This is a genomic window from Bradyrhizobium sp. USDA 4538 (assembly GCF_024171045.1).
In the GTDB taxonomy this organism is placed as follows: domain Bacteria; phylum Pseudomonadota; class Alphaproteobacteria; order Rhizobiales; family Xanthobacteraceae; genus Bradyrhizobium; species Bradyrhizobium australafricanum.
Map to the genome: position 1 here is coordinate 6,400,959 of NZ_JALJZE010000001.1, position 17,018 is coordinate 6,417,976.

Genomic DNA, 17,018 nt, shown 5'->3' on the forward strand with positions numbered 1-17,018 from the left:
AGACGTTCCGGGCAACGATAATACGATAAGCAAAAACGCAGACAGTTCTTGGGGAGGAATAGTCATGACGAAGAAGGTCACCAAAGCTGGATCGATATCACGGCGTCGTCTGCTGACGACGGCAAGCGCCGGCGCCGTTCTCGCCGTCTCGCCTTTTCGCATCAATCTGCTTCAGGCCCAGGAAGCGCCCATCAAGATCGGCTTCCCGGTTCCTTTGACCGGTCCATACGGTGCCGAGGCCCAGGACCAGGTGCGGGCGGGTCAGCTTGCTGTCACCCAGTTCAATGATGCCGGCGGTCTCAACGGCCGCAAGGCCGAGCTCGTCGTGCGTGACGACAAGCTGAATCCTGGTGAGGCGGCGACGCGGACCCTGGAATTGGTCGAGAAGGAGAAGGTGAATTTCGTCGTCGGCAGTCTATCGGCGGCGGTTCAGCTCGCGATCAACAACGTCACCAAGGAACGCGGCGTCATCTTCAATTCGATCAGCCAGTCCGACGCCATCAACGAGGCAGCAGATTTCAGCAAATACACGTTCCACGAAGCGCTGAACCCGCACATGACGTCAGGGGCGGTCGGGCGCTACGCCTTCACCAAATTCGGCAAGAAGGTTGCGTTTCTCACAGCGGACTATGCTTACGGTCACGAGATGGTTCGCGGCTTTCTCGAGGTCGGGAAGGAATTCAACATCGAGAATCTCGGTGACATCCGCCATCCGTTAGGGACGACTGATTTCTCGACCCTGCTGCCACGTCTCCAGGCGCTGAAGCCCGATATTCTCTGCATCAGCAATTTCGGCCGCGATCAGCAGATCGCGCTGAAGCAGGCAACCGACTTCGGCATCAAGAAATCGATCCAGATCATCGCGCCGCTGCTGTCGCATGCCAGTCGCGTTGCGGCGGGCCCCCAGGCATTCGAAGGCGTCGTCGGGGGCTGCTCGTTCTTCTGGGGCATCGAGGACAAGTTCGCCTCGACCAAGGCGTTCAACGACGCGTTCCGCAAGATGTATGACGGCAAGTTGCCTACCGACTACGGTGCGCTAGGCTATGGCGGTGTTCGGACGGTGCTCGAGGCGGTCAGGGGCGCGGGCAGCGTGGAGACCGACAAGGTCGTCGCGGCACTGGAGGCTCTGAAGTACGACTACTACAAGGGGCCGCAATACTATCGCAAATGCGATCACCAATCGGTGCAATCGGTGCTCGTGATCAAGTCGAAGTCCAAGGACATGAAGAACGAGTCAGATGTGTTCGAGGTTCTATCGACCGAAGAGCCTAACGAGAAGAACCTGCGTACCTGCGACACGCTTGGCCACAAGAGCTGAGCCATGCGCCGGCGCGCACCGCGGAGCGGTGCGCGTGCTGAGGGGGGGACAAATGCCGGGCCTGAGCTTTGATCTGATTGCACTGCAACTATTCGCTGGGCTGGCGCTCGGCGCGATCTACGTGCTGTTTGCGATCGGCCTCTCGCTGATCTTCGGGATGTTGACCGTCGTCAACTTCGCTCATGGCGCGTTCTACATGGTCGGCGCCTATGTCGGGCTGTACCTGATTTCGATCGGCGGCAATTTCTGGCTCTGCTTGCTGGCGGTACCGCTTCTGATCGGGCTGTTCGGCCTTGCCGTCGAGCGCGTGCTGATCCGGCCGCTTTACGGCCGCGGCATCGATTATCCGCTGCTGCTGACCTTCGGGCTGAGCTACGTCATGGTCGAATGCGTGCGCATTGCCTTCGGCAAGACCGGTTATCCCTTCGACACGCCTGAGCTTCTGCAGGGGGCTGTCGACATCGGTGTCGGATATTTTCCACTTTACCGCCTGTTCGTGATCGGCGCGACGGCCGTTGTCTTGTTGGCGCTCTGGCTGTTTCTGGAGAAGACCAGCTTCGGACTCATTATCCGCGCCGGCGCGCGCGATCCGCAAATCGTCCGCGTCCTCGGGGTCGACGTTTCCAGGGTCTGGTTGATCGTGTTCGGGATAGGCACCGCGATTGCGGGCTTTGCCGGGCTGCTGGCTGCCCCGCTTCAAGGCGTCATTCCCGAGATGGGCGGCACGATTCTCGCCGAGGCTTTCGTGGTTACGGTCGTAGGAGGCATGGGCTCGATCGGTGGCGCCGTACTGGCGGGCCTCCTCGTTGGTGTGGTGGTCAGCATGACGTCGCTGTTTGCGCCCGAGATGGCCAAGGTTTCGATCTTTGCCCTGATGGCGATCGTCCTGATCGTTCGTCCCCAAGGCTTCTTCGGCCGCGCCGGACTGATGAGCTGAGAGCCAGGGATGATCGGAGCCACCGAATCCGTCAAACAGTCTCGTGCCACGACGGGCAGTTGGTACGAATTCGCAACGCGGCATCGCGCCAGCATCGTGGCCGCGGTGATCCTGATTTTCCCGTTGGTGATGCCGTTCACGGCCCTCGCGGTGAACATCCTGATCTATGGATTGTATGCCGTCGGCTTCAACCTCGTGTTTGGTTATCTCGGTCTGCTGTCGTTTGGTCACGCGGCGCTGTTCGGAACCGGTGCCTACCTGTGTGGCATCGCCATCGTGCATTTTGGCTGGCCATGGTATGCGGCCATCGCAGCCGGGATCGCCGGCGGCCTGTTGATGGCATCGTTGATTGGCGTGCTCGCGATCAGGACCCGCGGCATCTACTTCGCGATGGTAACGATGGCGCTGTCGCAATGTGTCTACTACCTGTTCTATCAGGCGGTTGACCTGACCGGCGGCGAAAACGGCCTCCGCGGCATCAATGTCCGCACCATCGATCTGTTCGGCTTGCGGCTCGACTTCATCAATCCGATGATCCGTTACTATGTCATCGCGGCTTTTGTGATTGCCGCGTTTTTCGTGATGTCGCGCATTCTTGCCTCGCCATTTGGCGCCGTCATTGAGGCCGTGCGGGAGAATGAGATGCGCGCCCGCGCGTCAGGCTATGACGTCACCAAGACCCGATTGCTGACCTTCGTTTTGTCTGGCGGCTTCTGCGGTCTCGCGGGAGCCTTGCAGGCGCTGCATCTGTCGATCGTTCCGATCGAGATCCTGCACTACGAGACGTCGGGTCTGGTTGTGATGATCGCATTGCTGGGCGGTATGGGAACGTTCTTCGGGCCGATGATCGGCGCCGCCGTCTTCCTGGTCCTGGAGAACGTGGTCTCCGTGTGGACGGTTCACTGGCAACTGATCGTTGGCACCATTTTCATTGCATGCGTGCTGTTCTTCCCCGCCGGCATCTGGGGCACGCTGATCGCGCGAGGCAGGCGATGAGCGCCGCGGAAGGCCAAACCAAGGAAATCATTCTGCGTACCAGGGGCGTCGGCAAGACGTTCGGGAAGTTTGTTGCGCTGAACAATATCTCGGCGGAGTTTTCCAGAGGAGCGATCACCTCCATTATTGGTCCGAACGGGGCCGGTAAGAGCACCTATTTCAATTTGCTGTGCGGCGCGTTTGCGCCCACCAAAGGCAGCGTTGAATTCGAGGGCAAGGATGTCACCGGGCTGCCGCAGCACCGCTTTGCGCATATGGGGATCGCAAAGTCCTTTCAGATCACCAGCGTGTTCCCGCAGCTCACGACCCGTGAAAACATCCGCGTCGGTCTGCAGGCGCTGGTGTCGAGATACGACATCTGGCGTCCCCGCGCGCGCCTGACCGAGCTGGTCGAGCGGGCGGACGAGCTGCTTGCGCTGGTCGGATTGTGGGAATCTCGCGAACGTGCCGCCAGGACGCTGGCCCATGGCGAGCAGCGGGCGCTGGAGATCGGCATGGCGCTTGCCAGCCAACCCCGGTTGCTGTTGCTGGACGAGCCGACGGCCGGCATGAGCCCGGAGGAGACCCGGACCATGATGGATCTGATCGTGAAGCTCGCAAAGGAGCGTACGGTCATCCTCGTCGAGCACAAGATGAAGCTGGTGCTCGGGATCAGCGATCGCATCCTCGTGCTGCATCACGGAGAACTTCTCGCCGAAGGAACGCCGCAGGAGGTCCGGCAGAACGAGGCGGTGAAGCGCGTCTATCTCGGCCAGCGGGAGCATTGACGAATGCTGCAGATCAGCAAGCTCAATGCCTGGTACGGCGCAAGTCACGCGCTGCAGGACATAACTCTCGAAGTGACCAAGGGCGAGATCGTCTGCCTGATCGGTCGCAATGGAGCCGGCAAGACGACGACGCTGAAATCGATCATGGGGTTGATGGGACGAACGCGCGGCTCGGTCACCTTCAAGGGCAAGGAGCTGCTGAGCCGGCCGGCGCATGTGCGCTTCGCGCTGGGACTTGCCTATGTTCCCGAAGAGCGGCGGATTGTGCAGGGATTGTCGGTCCGGGAAAATTTGCGGCTCGGGCTGGTGGCGTCGCCGGCGAAGAAGCGGGAGGCCGAGCTGATCGACGAGATCGCGGTGATATTCCCACGGCTGGCCGAGCGCATGGACCAGGAGGCGGTCACGATGTCCGGTGGCGAGCAGCAGATGCTGGCGATCGCGCGGGCGATGATCGCAAAGCCCGACCTGATCATGCTGGATGAGCCTTCGGAGGGCATCATGCCGGTCCTGGTCGACGAAATGTTCGAGCTATTCCGCAGTATGAAGGCGCAGGGAACGACGGTGCTGTTGGTTGAGCAGAATGTCGAGCTCGCGCTTGGCATCGCCGATCGTGCCTACGTCCTTGATCAGGGGGCGGTGGTGCACCAGGCGTCGGCGCAGGCCCTGCTGGCCGACGACGAGATCAAGGAACGATATTGTTCGGTGTGAGCGGGCTCTCCGGTCTCCCGCCGGCGCGAACGGACCTTACTCCGCAGCGCGCGCGATCGCGTCGGCCTTGCTTGTGGTGACGACGACCTTGATCGCGTCATCGACGCGATCCCGTGCATATCTGAGCGCCGTCGGCAGGTCTTCCAGCGGAAACGTATGCGTGTGGATTCTTGTCGCGTCGAACCGCTTCGCTGCCATCAATTCCATGGCGCGGCGCGTGGCGCTGCGGCCCTCGCCGCGGATCCCGTAAGCGTAGATGTTGTTTCGCACGAGATGCGCGATATCCAGCGTCGCGGCCTCGTGCGGGAAGGCGGCCAGACAAATCTTGCCGCCGCGATTGGTCATGTGAATGGCCTGGTTGAGTGTCGCTTCGGTGCCGGCACATTCGACGACATAGTCCGCGCCGATTCCCCCTGTTAGTTGCTTCACGACCTCAACGGCGTCTTCGTCGTTGATGTTGATGACGCGGTCGGCCCCCAGTTCCTGGCCGATCGCCAGCCGCTTGTTGCGCGTGCCGGTCAGAATCACCGGGCTTGCGCCAAGCGCCTTGGCCACGGCAACTGCGAGAAGTCCGATCGGCCCCGGGCCGATCACCACGACGCTCTCGCCCGCCACCAATCCCCCCAATTCCGTCAAGCCGTACATCGACGTGCCTGCGGTCACCACGAGCGTCGCCTCCGCATCGCTCATGCTATCCGGTACGCGCGCCAGCGTATTGATGTGGTTGACTGCGTACTCCGCGAATCCGCCGTCGGTCGTAAAGCCGTTGGCGCGGTGGCCCCTCTCCGGCTTTCCATAGTTGAGACAGGATGTGTACATGCCCTGGCGGCAGCGTTTGCATTGGCCGCAACCGGCATGGATTTCGACGCTGACCCGATCACCGATCCTGAATTCGTCAACGTCCGGCCCGAGTGCGGCGACCGTGCCCATGTATTCGTGGCCCGGCGTAAAGTTCTTGTTGAAGGGCAGGCCGCCCTGAATGCTTGCCGGCGACCCGGCATGGATGATTTCGAGATCGGTGGCGCAGATCGCAACCGCGTCGATGTGCACCAGCACCTCGGCACGCGAGGGGACCGGCGTCGGCTTTTCGCAAAGCAGGAGCCGGCCGGGGTCACCAAGGACCCAGGCCTGCATCAGGCCGGGAACGGGAAGATCGGGCGATGTGCTGACGCCGGGCGGCTGGTACATGGGCGCTTCCTCTTTTGGTTGACAGCCTAGCGCGAAACGACGGGCTGCCGCGAGCACCCGATGGACGGACAGCACCCGATGGTCGGCATCGGAGCCGTTGCATTTGCTGCACGGCAGCAAGCGCGTCGCAAAACATTCATACGCGGCCTATACTTGGTCGCCCGGTTGATGTTGAAATCCTCTTTGCATTCTCTCCCAGACCGGAGCCTCCCATGAAGACCGTCCGCCTTGTCCTTGCGTTGCTGGCGCTGACGCTGATCGCGCCGTGGCAATCCGCCAGGGCGGCCGACGTGATCTGCTACAATTGTCCGCCGGAATGGGCGGATTGGGCGTCGATGCTGAAGGCGATCAGGGCGGACCTCAACTACGATATTCCGCACGACAACAAGAATTCCGGTCAGGCATTGGCCCAGATCCTGGCCGAGAAGAGCAATCCGGTCGGCGATATCGGCTATTTCGGCGTGACCTTCGGCATGAAGGCCAAGGCCCAGGATGCGCTCGAGCCCTACAAGCCGGCGCATTGGGATCAGGTCCCGGCCGGCCTCAAGGACCCCGATGGCTACTGGACCACGATCCACTCCGGCACGCTCGGCTTGTTCGTGAACAAGGATGCGCTTGGCGGCAAGCCGGTGCCGGCCTGCTGGAAGGATCTCCTGAAGCCCGACTACAAGGGGATGGTCGGCTATCTCGATCCGTCGTCGGCGGCGGTCGGCTATGTCGGCGCGGTCGCCGTCAATCTGGCGCTCGGCGGCTCGCCAGGCAACTTCGATCCGGCGATCAGCTTCTTCAAGGAGCTGCGCAAGAACGATCCGATCGTACCCAAGCAGACGTCGTATGCCCGCGTCGTCTCCGGTGAGATGCCGATCCTGCTCGACTACGACTTCAATGCCTATCGCGCGAAATATTCGGAGAAGGGCAACTTCGAGTTTGTGATTCCCTGCGAGGGATCGGTGGTGTTTCCCTATGTCGTTGGTCTCGTGAAGAACGCACCCGACAAGGAGAAGGCCAAGAAGGTGATGGACTATCTCTTGTCCGACAAGGGGCAGGCGATCTGGACCAATGCCTATCTGCGTCCGGCCCGCCCGATCGAGCTGCCGGCTTCCGTGAAGGGGAAATTCCTCCCCGACAGCGACTACGCCCGCGCCAAGAGCGTCGACTGGGGCGAGATGGAAAACGTGCAAAAAGCCTTCGTCGACCGCTATCTCGCCGAGGTTCGCTGAGGCAATATGGTGCCCTTCGCCGGGGCACCATTCTTCCGATGTCGCAAAAATCCTTCGTTTGGCTCTGCCTGCTGCCGCTCGCGGTCGTGACCACGGCATTCTTCCTGCTGCCGATGGCACGGCTGGTTGTCGCAGGCGCCGAAGGGCCGCACGGGCTCGCCGGATATCTCGCCATCCTGACCGAATCTCGTTATCGCGCGACGCTGATCAATACCGTGCTCCTGGCGGCGGCAACGACCGTCGTCACGCTGATCGTGGCGACGATAGCCGGAATGTTTCTGCAGCGGCACCGCTTTCCAGGCCGGGCCGTGCTGATCGCGATGCTGACCTTTCCGCTGGCGTTTCCCGGCGTGGTGGTCGGCTTCATGATCATTCTGCTGGCGGGGCGGCAGGGGCTGATCGGCGATCTGTCGAACCGGATCTTCGGCGAGAAGTTCGTCTTCGCCTATTCGATCTACGGGCTGTTCCTCGGCTATCTCTACTTCTCGATCCCGCGCGTGATCCTGACCATCATGGCGGCCGTGCAAAAGCTCGATGTCGGTCTGGAAGAAGCCGCGCGTTCGCTCGGCGCCAGCCCCTGGGCGGTCCAGCGTGACGTCGTGCTGCCGGCGCTGGCGCCGGCCTTCGTTGCGTCCGGCGCGATCGCATTTGCGACGGCGATGGGGGCCTTCGGGACTGCGTTTACGCTGGCGACGAATATCGATGTGCTGCCGATGCTGATCTATACCGAGTTCACGCTGGCCGCCAATTTCGCGACCTCGGCCGCGCTGTCGGTGGGACTTGGCCTGATCACCTGGCTCATCCTCGCGCTCGCCCGCTCGTTCAGCGGCAGCGCGGTCGCGGCGGCCGGGTGAACGCATGCGTGATCGCTTGATCTTCACCGGCCAGTTCATCTTCACGCTGCTCGTTGCCGCCTTCCTGGTCGTCCCCGCGGGGTTGTCGATCTCCGCCGGCGTGACCGTGAACTACTTCCGGGGCATCCAGTCCGGCGTGACCCTGCAATGGGTCGCGCAGGTCTGGGAGCTCTATGCCGGCACCATCCTGCTCTCCTTCGTGATCGCATTCGCGACCCTTGCCGTCACGCTGCTCGCCGGCGTTCCCGCAGCCTATGCGCTGCATGCGCGGGGAGGCCGGCTTGCGCGCATCGTCGAGGAAATCATTACGCTGCCCTTGGCGATCCCCGGGCTTGCGATAGCGCTCGCACTGCTGCTCGCCTATGGCAGCTTCGGCGACTTTCGCCGTTCCTGGCTGTTCATCCTGGTTGGCCACGTGGTCTTCACCATGCCGTTCATGGTGCGGTCGGTGATGGCGGTGTTCGCGACCGTGGACATCAAGACGCTGGATGAGGGGGCGGCCTCGCTCGGGGCATCGCCATGGCGACGCTTCCGCGACGTCATCGTGCCGAACGCGCTACCCGGAATTCTCGCCGGCGCGCTAATGGTGGTCACGCTGTCGCTCGGTGAATTCAACCTGACCTGGATGCTGCATACGCCGTTGACGAAGACACTGCCGATCGGGCTCGCCGACAGCTACGCCTCGATGCGGCTCGAAGTGGCGTCGGCCTATACGTTGATCTTCTTCGTGATGATCATTCCGCTGCTGGTCGCAATGCAGCTGCTGGCCGACAGGGATCACAAGCGATGAGCACGGCCGGGCATGGCGCAGCGGTGCGGATCGAGGCGTGCGGCAAGACCTTTGCCGACGGCACGCGCGCGCTCGATCCCGCGACCCTCGACATTGCGCGTGGCGAGACGCTGGTGCTGCTTGGGCCGTCCGGCTGCGGCAAGACCACGATGCTGCGCATCATCGCAGGCCTCGAGCTGCCGGATGTCGGCGGCAAGGTCCTGTTCGACGGCAAGGACATGACCTCGGTCCCGATCGAGCGGCGCAATGTCGGGATGGTGTTCCAGTCCTACGCCCTGTTCCCCAACATGACGGTGGCGGACAATATCGCCTACGGGCTGAAGATCCGCGGTGTTGCCAGGGGCGAGCGTGCCGCACGCGTCGCCGAGCTGGTTGCTCTGACGAACATCACGGGATTGGAGAATCGCCGCATCGACCAGCTTTCGGGCGGCCAGCGTCAGCGCGTCGCACTGGCGCGCGCCGTCGCGATCCGGCCCGGCATCTTGCTGCTCGACGAGCCCTTGACCGCGCTCGACGCCGCGTTGCGGGACCGGCTGCGCAGCGAGCTCAACCGGCTGTTGCGAGCGCTTGGGATCACGACGATCTATGTCACCCACGATCAGTCCGAAGCCATGGAATTGGGCGACCGGATTGTCGTGATGCGGAAAGGCGCAATCGCCCAGATCGGTACGCCCCGCGAGGTCTACTTCGCGCCGAAGGACCGGTTTGTGGCGGAGTTCATCGGAGCGGCGAACATTGTAGAGGCTCCGGTCGAGAACGGGGCATTGATCCTGCCCGGCGGGCGACTGCCGATCGAGGGTGCAGCTACGACCGCGAACGCGACCGTCATGATCCGCCCCGAAACCATTCGCGTGACGGAGGCGGGCGAGGGTTTGCTCTCGGGACTCGTCGATTCCGTCAGCTTCATCGGCGACCGGCAGCGGCTCGTCGTGAGTGATGCATCGGGCAAGCCGCTCAATGTCGACGCTCCCAACACGATTCAAGCCAGGATCGGCGATCGTGTCGGGCTTTCGATTGCGCCCGACGCTGTCCGTCTGCTTCCCTCCGAACCACGAGATTGATCGATGCCGTCGAAACCGGTCCTCATCGCCCAGATTTCCGACCTCCACATCAAGCCGCCGGGAGCCTTGGCCTATGGCCGGGTCGATACCGCGAAGGCGCTTGAACGCTGCGTGGCGGCGATCAATGGATTCGAGCCGGCGCCCGATTTCGTCGTCATCTCGGGCGACCTTGTCGATACGCCGTCGGTCGAGGAATACGACCATCTCAAACGACTGCTCGCGCCGTTGCGCGTTCCGTTTGCCGGAATTCCCGGCAATCACGACTCGCGTGCGTGGATGCGCGCCGCGTTTCCTGCCGCACCCTATGTTCACGCGACAGGCCCGCTCGACCAGGAGATCGAGGTGAATGGCCTCGATCTGCTGCTGCTTGATTCAAGCGTTGCCGGGAAGCCTCATGGCATGCTCGAGCCGTCGACGCTGCAATGGCTGGACGCGACACTGGCGGCAGCAGACCGGCCCGCGCTGCTTTTCCTGCATCACCCGCCGTTCAAGGGCGGCATCTGGCACATGGACCGCCAGGACCTTTTCGATGCCGCAGAACTGGCAGCAATCGTCAGGCGCCATCCGCGGGTGCGTTTGATCGGCTGCGGGCACGTCCATCGTGCCATGCTGACCTCCTTCGCCGGGATTCCCGCGACATTGTGCCCCGCGCCGAACCATGCGGTTGACCTGGACCTCGGACAGCTCCGCGAACCGTCGTTCAAGGTGGAACCGCCGGCATTTCACTTGCACACGTGGTTTCCCGGGCCGGATTTTGGACAGTTGGTCACGCACCAGGTCCCGATCGGTCAGTTTGACGGGCCGCATCCGTTCTTTGGGCCAGACGGCAAGCTGCTGTGAGCTGGCCGCGTTGACCCCTCGCGCCGACGGGATCTTGCCAGGCGAGATTGTCGCGGATCGGCCGGGCATGTCAGATCAAGGGCAGCGCGCAGCTGCAATTGAGCGTTGCATCGACACAGATTTATTCCAAATTGTACCTTGGATGCCTTCCATCCCAACTGCGCCGGCCCGGACCTTTGTTGCTGTAGGGCCCCGGGGGGGCTATACTTCCGTCTGCTTTCATTGATCGATGGCTTTGTCGGCGTCCGCTGTGCTGGCGGGCCGATTGAACGCAACACAATCAGTCTGGATCACGATGACCGGTGCGTCGCCCATAGAACGAACTTCCGGCGCGCCGTTGTTTTCGAACAACAAGCTGTCGGTGTTGCGCAAGCATCCCTATTTCGCCGATCTCGAGCCCGAGGCATTCGATCAGCTCTGCCGCTACGCCAAGCACACCACGCTGAAGCGGGGCACGACGATCTTTTCCAAGGGCGATCCGGGCACCAGCCTGATTGCGGTGATCTCGGGCACGGTCAAGATCAGCATCTCGTCGCCGGATGGTCGCAACGCGATTTTGAACCTGATCGAGGCCGGCGAGATCTTCGGCGAGATCGCGCTGCTCGACGGCTTGTCGCGGACGGCCGATGCCACCGCCAACACCAATTGCGAGCTGTTCGTCATTGACCGGCGCGAGTTCATTCCGTTCGTGCGCAGCCAGCCGACGCTTGCGATGAAGTTCATCGAGCTGCTTTGCGAAAGACTGCGCCGGACCAGCGATCAGGTCGAGCAGGTCATCCTGCAGAACCTGCCCGGCCGTCTGGCCAGCGCGCTGCTGCGCCTGAGCGACAAGCACAAGCCGCAGGGGCGCACCATCTCGATCACTCAGCAGGAGATCAGCGAGATGGTCGGGATGACGCGCGAGAGCATCAACAAGCAGCTCCGGGCGTGGGCGATACGCGGTTGGGTCAGGCTCGAGCATGGCGCGATCGTCGTGTTGAAGCGCGAGACCCTCCAGGAGCTGGTCGACGCCGGGGCGAACGACGGCGAGTAGTCGCGCCGGCCGCCCGGTCGGTCGCGCATTTCACGAAACGGTGAGCTGAACAGGCCTGTGAAGCCATTCACATCGGCCTTGCACGCGCTGCGGTAAGTGACGCGTCAGGGGAGCACAATATGGACGAATCCATGCAGAGCTCTTTCGACAAGCGACGGCAGGACCCACAGCACAATTACCAGAGCTTCAGCATCAAGCTTGTCGCGCTGCCGGTGCTTGTCGTCGTTGCGCTGATCGGGATGCTGGTCAGTCATCCGGCGGCGGTCAGATGGATATCGGACGCGACGCAAGCGGAGTTCGTCGGAACCGACACCGTCTACACTGATCCGATACCCAATATCGCGCAGGTGGCACCAACGGTTCGGCCGGGCAGCGAGATCCGGACGGTGAAGGCCTACTGATCGTTGATACTGTCGTTGCGCGGCAAGGCGCGACGACAGCCGCTTGTCCAGCAGCAAGCCGCCTTCACGCGGCTACTCCAAGCAGCTTTGCTGCGGTCCGCCCGAGAATATTGGCCTTGTCATCGTCGCTTAGCGACGACGAGGCGAAGATGTGGTCGACCGCTGCCAGTTGCCATGGATAGGGATAGTCGCTTCCCAGCACGATCTGGCCGGCGCCAACCTGGGCGGCGAGGTGCCTGATCGCCTCCGGCGTGAAGATCAGAGAGTCGAAATAAATCTGCTTGAGATACTCCGCCGGCGCCTTCTGGAGCTTGATCTCCGGATTGCATCCCTTGGGTCCAACCAGACAGGCATGGTCCGAGCGGTCGGCGTACGAGCCGAGATAACCGCCGCCATGTGCGGCGATGATTTTCAGCCCCGGGAAGCGGTCGAGCGTGCCCTCGAAGATCAAATGGGAGAGTGCGATCGTGGTCTCGAGCGGATTGCCGATCGTGTTGCCAAGCCACCCATTGCCGGAGAGCCGCTTGTTGAGCTCGGGCACGCCCTGCGGATGGATGAACAGGGGAACGCCGAGTTCCTCGGCCTTGGCCCATACCGGATGAAACCTCGGATTTGAGAATTCGGTGCCATCGACGACACCGCCGATCGCCGCGCCCTTCAGCCCCTGCTTTTTCACCGCCGTCTCCAGCTCCTGCACCGCAAGGTCCGGAGCCTGCAGCGTCAGCGAGGCGAAAGCTGCGAACCGGTCGGGCTTCGAGGCACACAGTTCGGCGAGCTTTTCATTCTGGATTTTCACGATCTGCGCGGCGAGGTCGCGGTCGCGGTCGTACCAGAACGGATTGATCGAAAGCACCTCCATGTCGATGGCCTGCGCGTCCATCGCAGCCAGCCGCTTGTCGATCTCGATGAAGGCTTCCGCGGCGCCGTTGACCGGCGGCAGTTGATATTTTCCGGCGTCCGCGCCGAGCAGCGCGCCCGCCTCGCGGAAATGGCAATGCGCGTGAATGTCGATCGTCTTGACACGTTTGCCGTTGACCGTGACCGGCAACTGCTGGCGCGATTGCTGCGCATTTGCGTTGTGGACGAGCCCGCAGCCGCAGAACACGATGCCTGCCGCCGCCGTTGCTCCCGCCTTCAGGAAATCCCGCCTTGTAGTCATGACGATCGCCTCCCTGGTTGTTTTGTTATAGGGGGAGCGTAGGGATGCTGGCTCGTGCTCGCAAGATCACACGCTGTGCGTGTCGCGCAATGTTGATCTGCTCTGACCGGCTTGATTCCCGCCTTTGCGATGATGTCGCGCCATTTCGGCACTTCGTCTGCAATACGCCTGCGCATGCCATCGCGCTGTTTGCGGGCAAGTCGCCGTGTAATGGATAGCATTCAGTCAGATCGGCAATGCGTCACCCTCGCTCGACTTTGATCAGGCCGCGAACACGACAACGCCAATATCACGACCGCACCGTTCAGTATGCAAGTGAAGGCATTGATCACTATCGCCACTTTCGCGAGCGCTTTTCGAGCGGATCGGCGCCGCCAGCAATCTCGCTGGATCAAAGGCCACTTAGCCCTCTCGCGATTTCGCGCGGATGCCGGACATCAAAGGTTTTCTGGCGCCACCCCCAAAATCGTCAATTCCCCGTCGGACTGAAACCGCGACAGATCGCCGTCCGTCGCCATCCGCTTGTTCATCATCCACTAACCTTGCGCTTTCACCGCATTTACTAGCTGCCAACGCTGTGAAAATGCCCGGCCAATCAAGACGAATCTCCTGGTAACGATAGCGGGATTTCCTCAAGAGCCGACGCGATCCAGCGGTGTGCGGCGGAGCCGCGTGCTCCGTTGGCGGAACGGAACGGCGATTTCATGCTAAAATGAAAGAAACGAGGCCGAAATAGGGTCTGCTTACGCCGAAGCCAAGCCGACGCTAGCACTGCCTCGTCTAAGCAACAAGGAAACGTCCTCGTGAGAGACGGGTTCGATGGGAGGGAAAATGGACCGAAACCTTATGATCCTGAATGTGACTGGTTCGGAGACGATGTTGCGTTCCGACGGACATGCTGCCATTCGTCTGGAAACTAAGGAGATGGGCCCCGTCGCCTTCGAGGTGAGCCTTCAAGCAATTGCCGCACTTCGTCGCCACTTGGCGCGAGCCGAAATACACATTCTGCAGAGTCAGAATCAGACCAAAAACTGACTATCTTCGGCAGACGTGACTAAGGTGGCTATCAGATTACCCCCTGAGGCCCGAGGGCGGGAATCCAGTCGGAGGCGCCTGCAAGTCTACTGGTGGTGTTACCGACGCAAATCGCAAATAGACCGGTGCCGTCTTGAAGACGACGTTACGTTCTGCTCGTCGCAAAGGTCGACAGCCCAACCGCAAGGAATGCAGCAGCTTACCTTCATCAGGTCGACAAAGGGTGGGCGAACAACGCAGCGATTGATGCGGGTAGCATTGTCGATCTGACTCGACGCTTCCGCAGCGTCGGTCGGCCTAGGAACATGCAATGGCTCGCTTGTTCGCGGAATGGCACGAACCACGTAGACAGGCACTCCCAGTCCGTTAGTCTTTGCGCGAGAAAGACTTCGTCAATGTCCTGAATTAAGAATTCGCGACGTTGGTGTGCCCGCAGTTGAGTCTTGTGCCGGCGGAAAAAGCGGACGCCTCTGGTTCGCTGGCGGCATGGACATTCTTTATGATCCTGGCGACGGCGCTGCCGATGCTCGCTAACGGCATCCTGTCGCTTACTCGCAATGAAGCGGTTTGGCCCGGTGCCAGAGAGATTTTTGACCCCGTTGGTTTCGCGGCGGCAATCGGACTGCCGATCTCCTTGGTCATTTGCTTCGCGCTTGGCTGGCCGGTTGCGCTCCACGGCAACATTAGCTCTGAGATGGGATGTGATCGGTGGAGACCTACCGGGCGAGTTCGTGCGCCCCAACGCGCTGCAATATCCCTGCTGAAAATTAGAAAAAAGCGGCCCGGCCTTGGGGTAGCTCTGGGGTGGGCCGGGCCGTCAGGACATGCCGAAATGTGAATTTCCGGCCGCGCCATGAGCGGTTCCGATTCGGGCAGCAAGAGGGCGCGCAATTCGATGTCGGGGGCGATCATTTTGCCAACTCCGCCAGATTTAGTATTTCGGCGACGATTTTACGCCGCTCCGATGTGTCGTTTGATCGATTGAACTTATCTTCCAGCACTTGGAAGGTTGTTCTGATCAGCGTGTCATCGAGCACGACCGGCAATTTATCCACGGCATCGAATCCGGCAGCAGCTGCCTCCTCAAACCCAGCCACGAATGCCTTCTTAAAGGCCTCGCGATCGTGCAGAAGATGCACGATCTTCGGCTCAATGGACGCGCTGAAGGCATGTCCGAAAACAAGAAACATACTCATGCCGCCACCGCCGTTTCAGCCTCGAGCGACGTAAAGAACACGCGGGGAATTCCAGTGAATGGTACGACAACTGATCCGGGCATTACGAAGGTGCGATCTCGACCTTGGGGATAGGGGTCAACCAGGCCGAGATCGCGCTGCCTCGCCGCTGCTGACATCGCGATCATTGGTCGCCTTCATGGCCGCGTTCTGGCCGGATGGTGGCTCGATCTTGGTTGTCCGCGATGTTACCTGTTCCACCCGCTGCTGGGGCTCACCGCGTTGATCGGCGCGCTGCTGCTCGTTTTGCTGACGCTAGTCACCGATCGGCTGACGCGTGCGCACGCCAGGGACATCACCGGGCGGGTAGCACAGCGCAATGCCCTGGCCGAGGCCAGCCGCCGCAATGCCGAGGTGTTGCACGCCATGGGCATGCGTGGGCGCCTCGCCGCGCGTTGGGCGGCGGCCAACGACGGTTACATGGCCAGCCAGAGGCGCGCCGCCGACATCGCCGGCGGCTTCGGCTCCGCCTCCAAGGTGCTGCGCATGGCCTTGCAATCGGCGGTGCTCGGCGTCGGTGGCTATCTGGTCATCCGACAGGAGGCGAGTGGCGGGATCATCATTGCCGGCGCCATCCTCACGTCGCGCGCGCTCGCTCCGGTCGAGCTCGCCATCGCGCACTGGAAAAGCCTGGTCGCCGCCCGGCAGAGCTGGAAACGTCTGCAGCAATACTGGGCGCAGCTCCCGGACGAGTCGGAGAAGACTCCGCTGCCGCCGCCGTGCAAAAGCCTCGCCGTCGAGACCGTCTCCGTGGCCCCGCCGGGCGATCAGCGCGCGGTGGTGCTCGAGGTTTCCTTCACACTACAGCCCGGACAAGGGCTCGGCATCGTCGGCCCGAGTGCGGCGGGCAAGTCATCGCTGGTGCGCGCCCTGGTCGGCGTCTGGCCGTCGCTGGGTGGCAAGGTGCGCCTCGACGGTGCCGCCCTCGAACAATGGAATTCGGAAGCACTCGGCAGGCACATCGGCTATCTGCCACAGGATGTCGAGCTGTTCGCCGGCACGGTGGCCCAGAACATCGCCCGATTTGATCCCGAACCCGACGTGCCGGCGACCATCGCCGCCGCGACAGCGGCCGGTGTGCATGAAACAATCCTGCAACTGCCTGATGGCTACGACACGCAGATCGGCGAGGCTGGAGCGGCGCTCTCGGCCGGGCAGCGCCAGCGCATCGCGCTCGCCCGTGCGCTATACCGCGATCCGTTCCTGGTGGTTCTCGATGAGCCCAACTCCAACCTGGACATGGAGGGCGACCAGGCCCTGACGCAAGCCATCATGGGCGTGCGCGCACGCGGCGGCATTGTCATCGTCGTCGCGCACCGAACCAGCGCGCTTTCCGGCGTCGACCAGTTGATGGTGATGTCGCAGGGACGTGTGCAGGCGCTCGGGCCGAAGGATGCGCTGCTGGCCAAGATGATGCAGCCGCGGCCGGCTCCGGTACCGCTCAAGGTCGTGAGCGAGGGAGCGAGCCCATGAACG

General features: G+C 62.1%; 18 protein-coding genes and 1 pseudogene. 14 read left to right on the forward strand and 5 right to left on the reverse strand.

What is annotated here, in order from left to right:
* Positions 1-64 precede the first annotated feature (64 nt).
* From J2R78_RS29075 to J2R78_RS29095, 5 genes are read left to right on the forward strand one after another with little or no spacing between them, the layout of a single operon-like run.
* Positions 65-1,318 (forward strand): ABC transporter substrate-binding protein, encoded by a 1,254-nt coding sequence (locus J2R78_RS29075; RefSeq protein ID WP_253607735.1) that lies wholly within the window; start codon positions 65-67, stop codon positions 1,316-1,318.
* A 52-nt stretch (positions 1,319-1,370) separates the two neighbouring features.
* Positions 1,371-2,255, forward strand: a complete 885-nt coding sequence (locus tag J2R78_RS29080) for a branched-chain amino acid ABC transporter permease (RefSeq protein ID WP_253607736.1) — start codon at positions 1,371-1,373, stop codon at positions 2,253-2,255.
* A 9-nt stretch (positions 2,256-2,264) separates the two neighbouring features.
* Positions 2,265-3,251 carry a branched-chain amino acid ABC transporter permease gene (locus J2R78_RS29085; protein ID WP_253607737.1) on the forward strand — a complete coding sequence of 329 codons (987 nt, stop codon included), beginning with the start codon at positions 2,265-2,267 and terminating at the stop codon, positions 3,249-3,251.
* Positions 3,248-4,018 carry an ABC transporter ATP-binding protein gene (locus tag J2R78_RS29090; protein WP_168856021.1) on the forward strand — a complete coding sequence of 257 codons (771 nt, stop codon included), beginning with the start codon at positions 3,248-3,250 and terminating at the stop codon, positions 4,016-4,018. The genes J2R78_RS29085 and J2R78_RS29090 overlap by 4 nt, the downstream gene beginning before the upstream one ends.
* 3 nt (positions 4,019-4,021) lie before the next feature.
* Positions 4,022-4,726 (forward strand): ABC transporter ATP-binding protein, encoded by a 705-nt coding sequence (locus J2R78_RS29095; RefSeq protein ID WP_253607738.1) that lies wholly within the window; start codon positions 4,022-4,024, stop codon positions 4,724-4,726.
* A 36-nt stretch (positions 4,727-4,762) separates the two neighbouring features.
* Here the strand turns inward: J2R78_RS29095 and J2R78_RS29100 are convergent, their stop codons facing one another.
* A complete protein-coding gene (locus tag J2R78_RS29100; RefSeq protein WP_253607739.1) occupies positions 4,763-5,782 on the reverse strand; it encodes a zinc-binding dehydrogenase in 1,020 nt (339 codons plus the stop codon).
* Positions 5,783-6,126: 344 nt separating this feature from the next.
* Here J2R78_RS29100 and J2R78_RS29105 point away from each other — a divergent pair, with 344 nt between their 5' ends.
* Genes J2R78_RS29105 through J2R78_RS29125 form a run of 5 tightly spaced genes read left to right on the forward strand, consistent with a single transcriptional unit; the run spans position 6,127 to position 10,679 of the window.
* Complete coding sequence (locus J2R78_RS29105; RefSeq protein WP_253607740.1) at positions 6,127-7,134, forward strand: ABC transporter substrate-binding protein; 1,008 nt, start codon at positions 6,127-6,129, stop codon at positions 7,132-7,134.
* A gap of 38 nt (positions 7,135-7,172) precedes the next feature.
* Entirely contained in the window at positions 7,173-7,988 is an 816-nt protein-coding gene (locus J2R78_RS29110; RefSeq protein ID WP_076834043.1) for an ABC transporter permease, read from the forward strand.
* Between the two features lie 4 nt (positions 7,989-7,992).
* Positions 7,993-8,778, forward strand: a complete 786-nt coding sequence (locus J2R78_RS29115) for an ABC transporter permease (RefSeq protein ID WP_253607741.1) — start codon at positions 7,993-7,995, stop codon at positions 8,776-8,778.
* Positions 8,775-9,839, forward strand: coding sequence for an ABC transporter ATP-binding protein (locus J2R78_RS29120; RefSeq protein ID WP_253607742.1), 1,065 nt, complete (start codon positions 8,775-8,777; stop codon positions 9,837-9,839). Before J2R78_RS29115 ends, J2R78_RS29120 begins: the two co-directional genes overlap by 4 nt.
* A gap of 3 nt (positions 9,840-9,842) precedes the next feature.
* Positions 9,843-10,679, forward strand: coding sequence for a phosphodiesterase (locus J2R78_RS29125; RefSeq protein ID WP_253607743.1), 837 nt, complete (start codon positions 9,843-9,845; stop codon positions 10,677-10,679).
* 219 nt (positions 10,680-10,898) lie between these two features.
* On the opposite strand, the gene J2R78_RS29130 is transcribed toward J2R78_RS29125, so the two are convergent.
* Complete coding sequence (locus J2R78_RS29130; RefSeq protein WP_225645868.1) at positions 10,899-11,051, reverse strand: hypothetical protein; 153 nt, start codon at positions 11,049-11,051, stop codon at positions 10,899-10,901.
* Between J2R78_RS29130 and J2R78_RS29135 the strand changes: the two genes are divergently transcribed.
* Together J2R78_RS29135 and J2R78_RS29140 are read left to right on the forward strand one after the other, a co-directional pair.
* Positions 11,041-11,712 (forward strand): Crp/Fnr family transcriptional regulator, encoded by a 672-nt coding sequence (locus tag J2R78_RS29135; protein ID WP_233442927.1) that lies wholly within the window; start codon positions 11,041-11,043, stop codon positions 11,710-11,712. The two genes, J2R78_RS29130 and J2R78_RS29135, sit on opposite strands and share 11 nt — an antisense overlap.
* Positions 11,713-11,831: 119 nt before the next feature.
* Positions 11,832-12,113, forward strand: a complete 282-nt coding sequence (locus tag J2R78_RS29140; RefSeq protein ID WP_253607744.1) for a hypothetical protein — start codon at positions 11,832-11,834, stop codon at positions 12,111-12,113.
* A 64-nt stretch (positions 12,114-12,177) separates the two neighbouring features.
* On the opposite strand, the gene J2R78_RS29145 is transcribed toward J2R78_RS29140, so the two are convergent.
* Positions 12,178-13,272, reverse strand: a complete 1,095-nt coding sequence (locus tag J2R78_RS29145; RefSeq protein ID WP_253607745.1) for an amidohydrolase family protein — start codon at positions 13,270-13,272, stop codon at positions 12,178-12,180.
* 831 nt (positions 13,273-14,103) lie between these two features.
* Between J2R78_RS29145 and J2R78_RS29150 the strand changes: the two genes are divergently transcribed.
* Entirely contained in the window at positions 14,104-14,307 is a 204-nt protein-coding gene (locus J2R78_RS29150) for a hypothetical protein (protein ID WP_253607746.1), read from the forward strand.
* 405 nt (positions 14,308-14,712) lie between these two features.
* On the opposite strand, the gene J2R78_RS29155 is transcribed toward J2R78_RS29150, so the two are convergent.
* Complete coding sequence (locus tag J2R78_RS29155) at positions 14,713-14,949, reverse strand: hypothetical protein (protein ID WP_253607747.1); 237 nt, start codon at positions 14,947-14,949, stop codon at positions 14,713-14,715.
* Between the two features lie 266 nt (positions 14,950-15,215).
* Entirely contained in the window at positions 15,216-15,503 is a 288-nt protein-coding gene (locus J2R78_RS29160; RefSeq protein WP_141341754.1) for a hypothetical protein, read from the reverse strand.
* 201 nt (positions 15,504-15,704) lie between these two features.
* On the opposite strand from J2R78_RS29160, the pseudogene J2R78_RS29165 reads away from it, so the two are divergent.
* Positions 15,705-17,015 (forward strand): annotated as a pseudogene (locus J2R78_RS29165) (type I secretion system permease/ATPase); the annotation flags it as partial.
* Positions 17,016-17,018 lie beyond the last annotated feature (3 nt).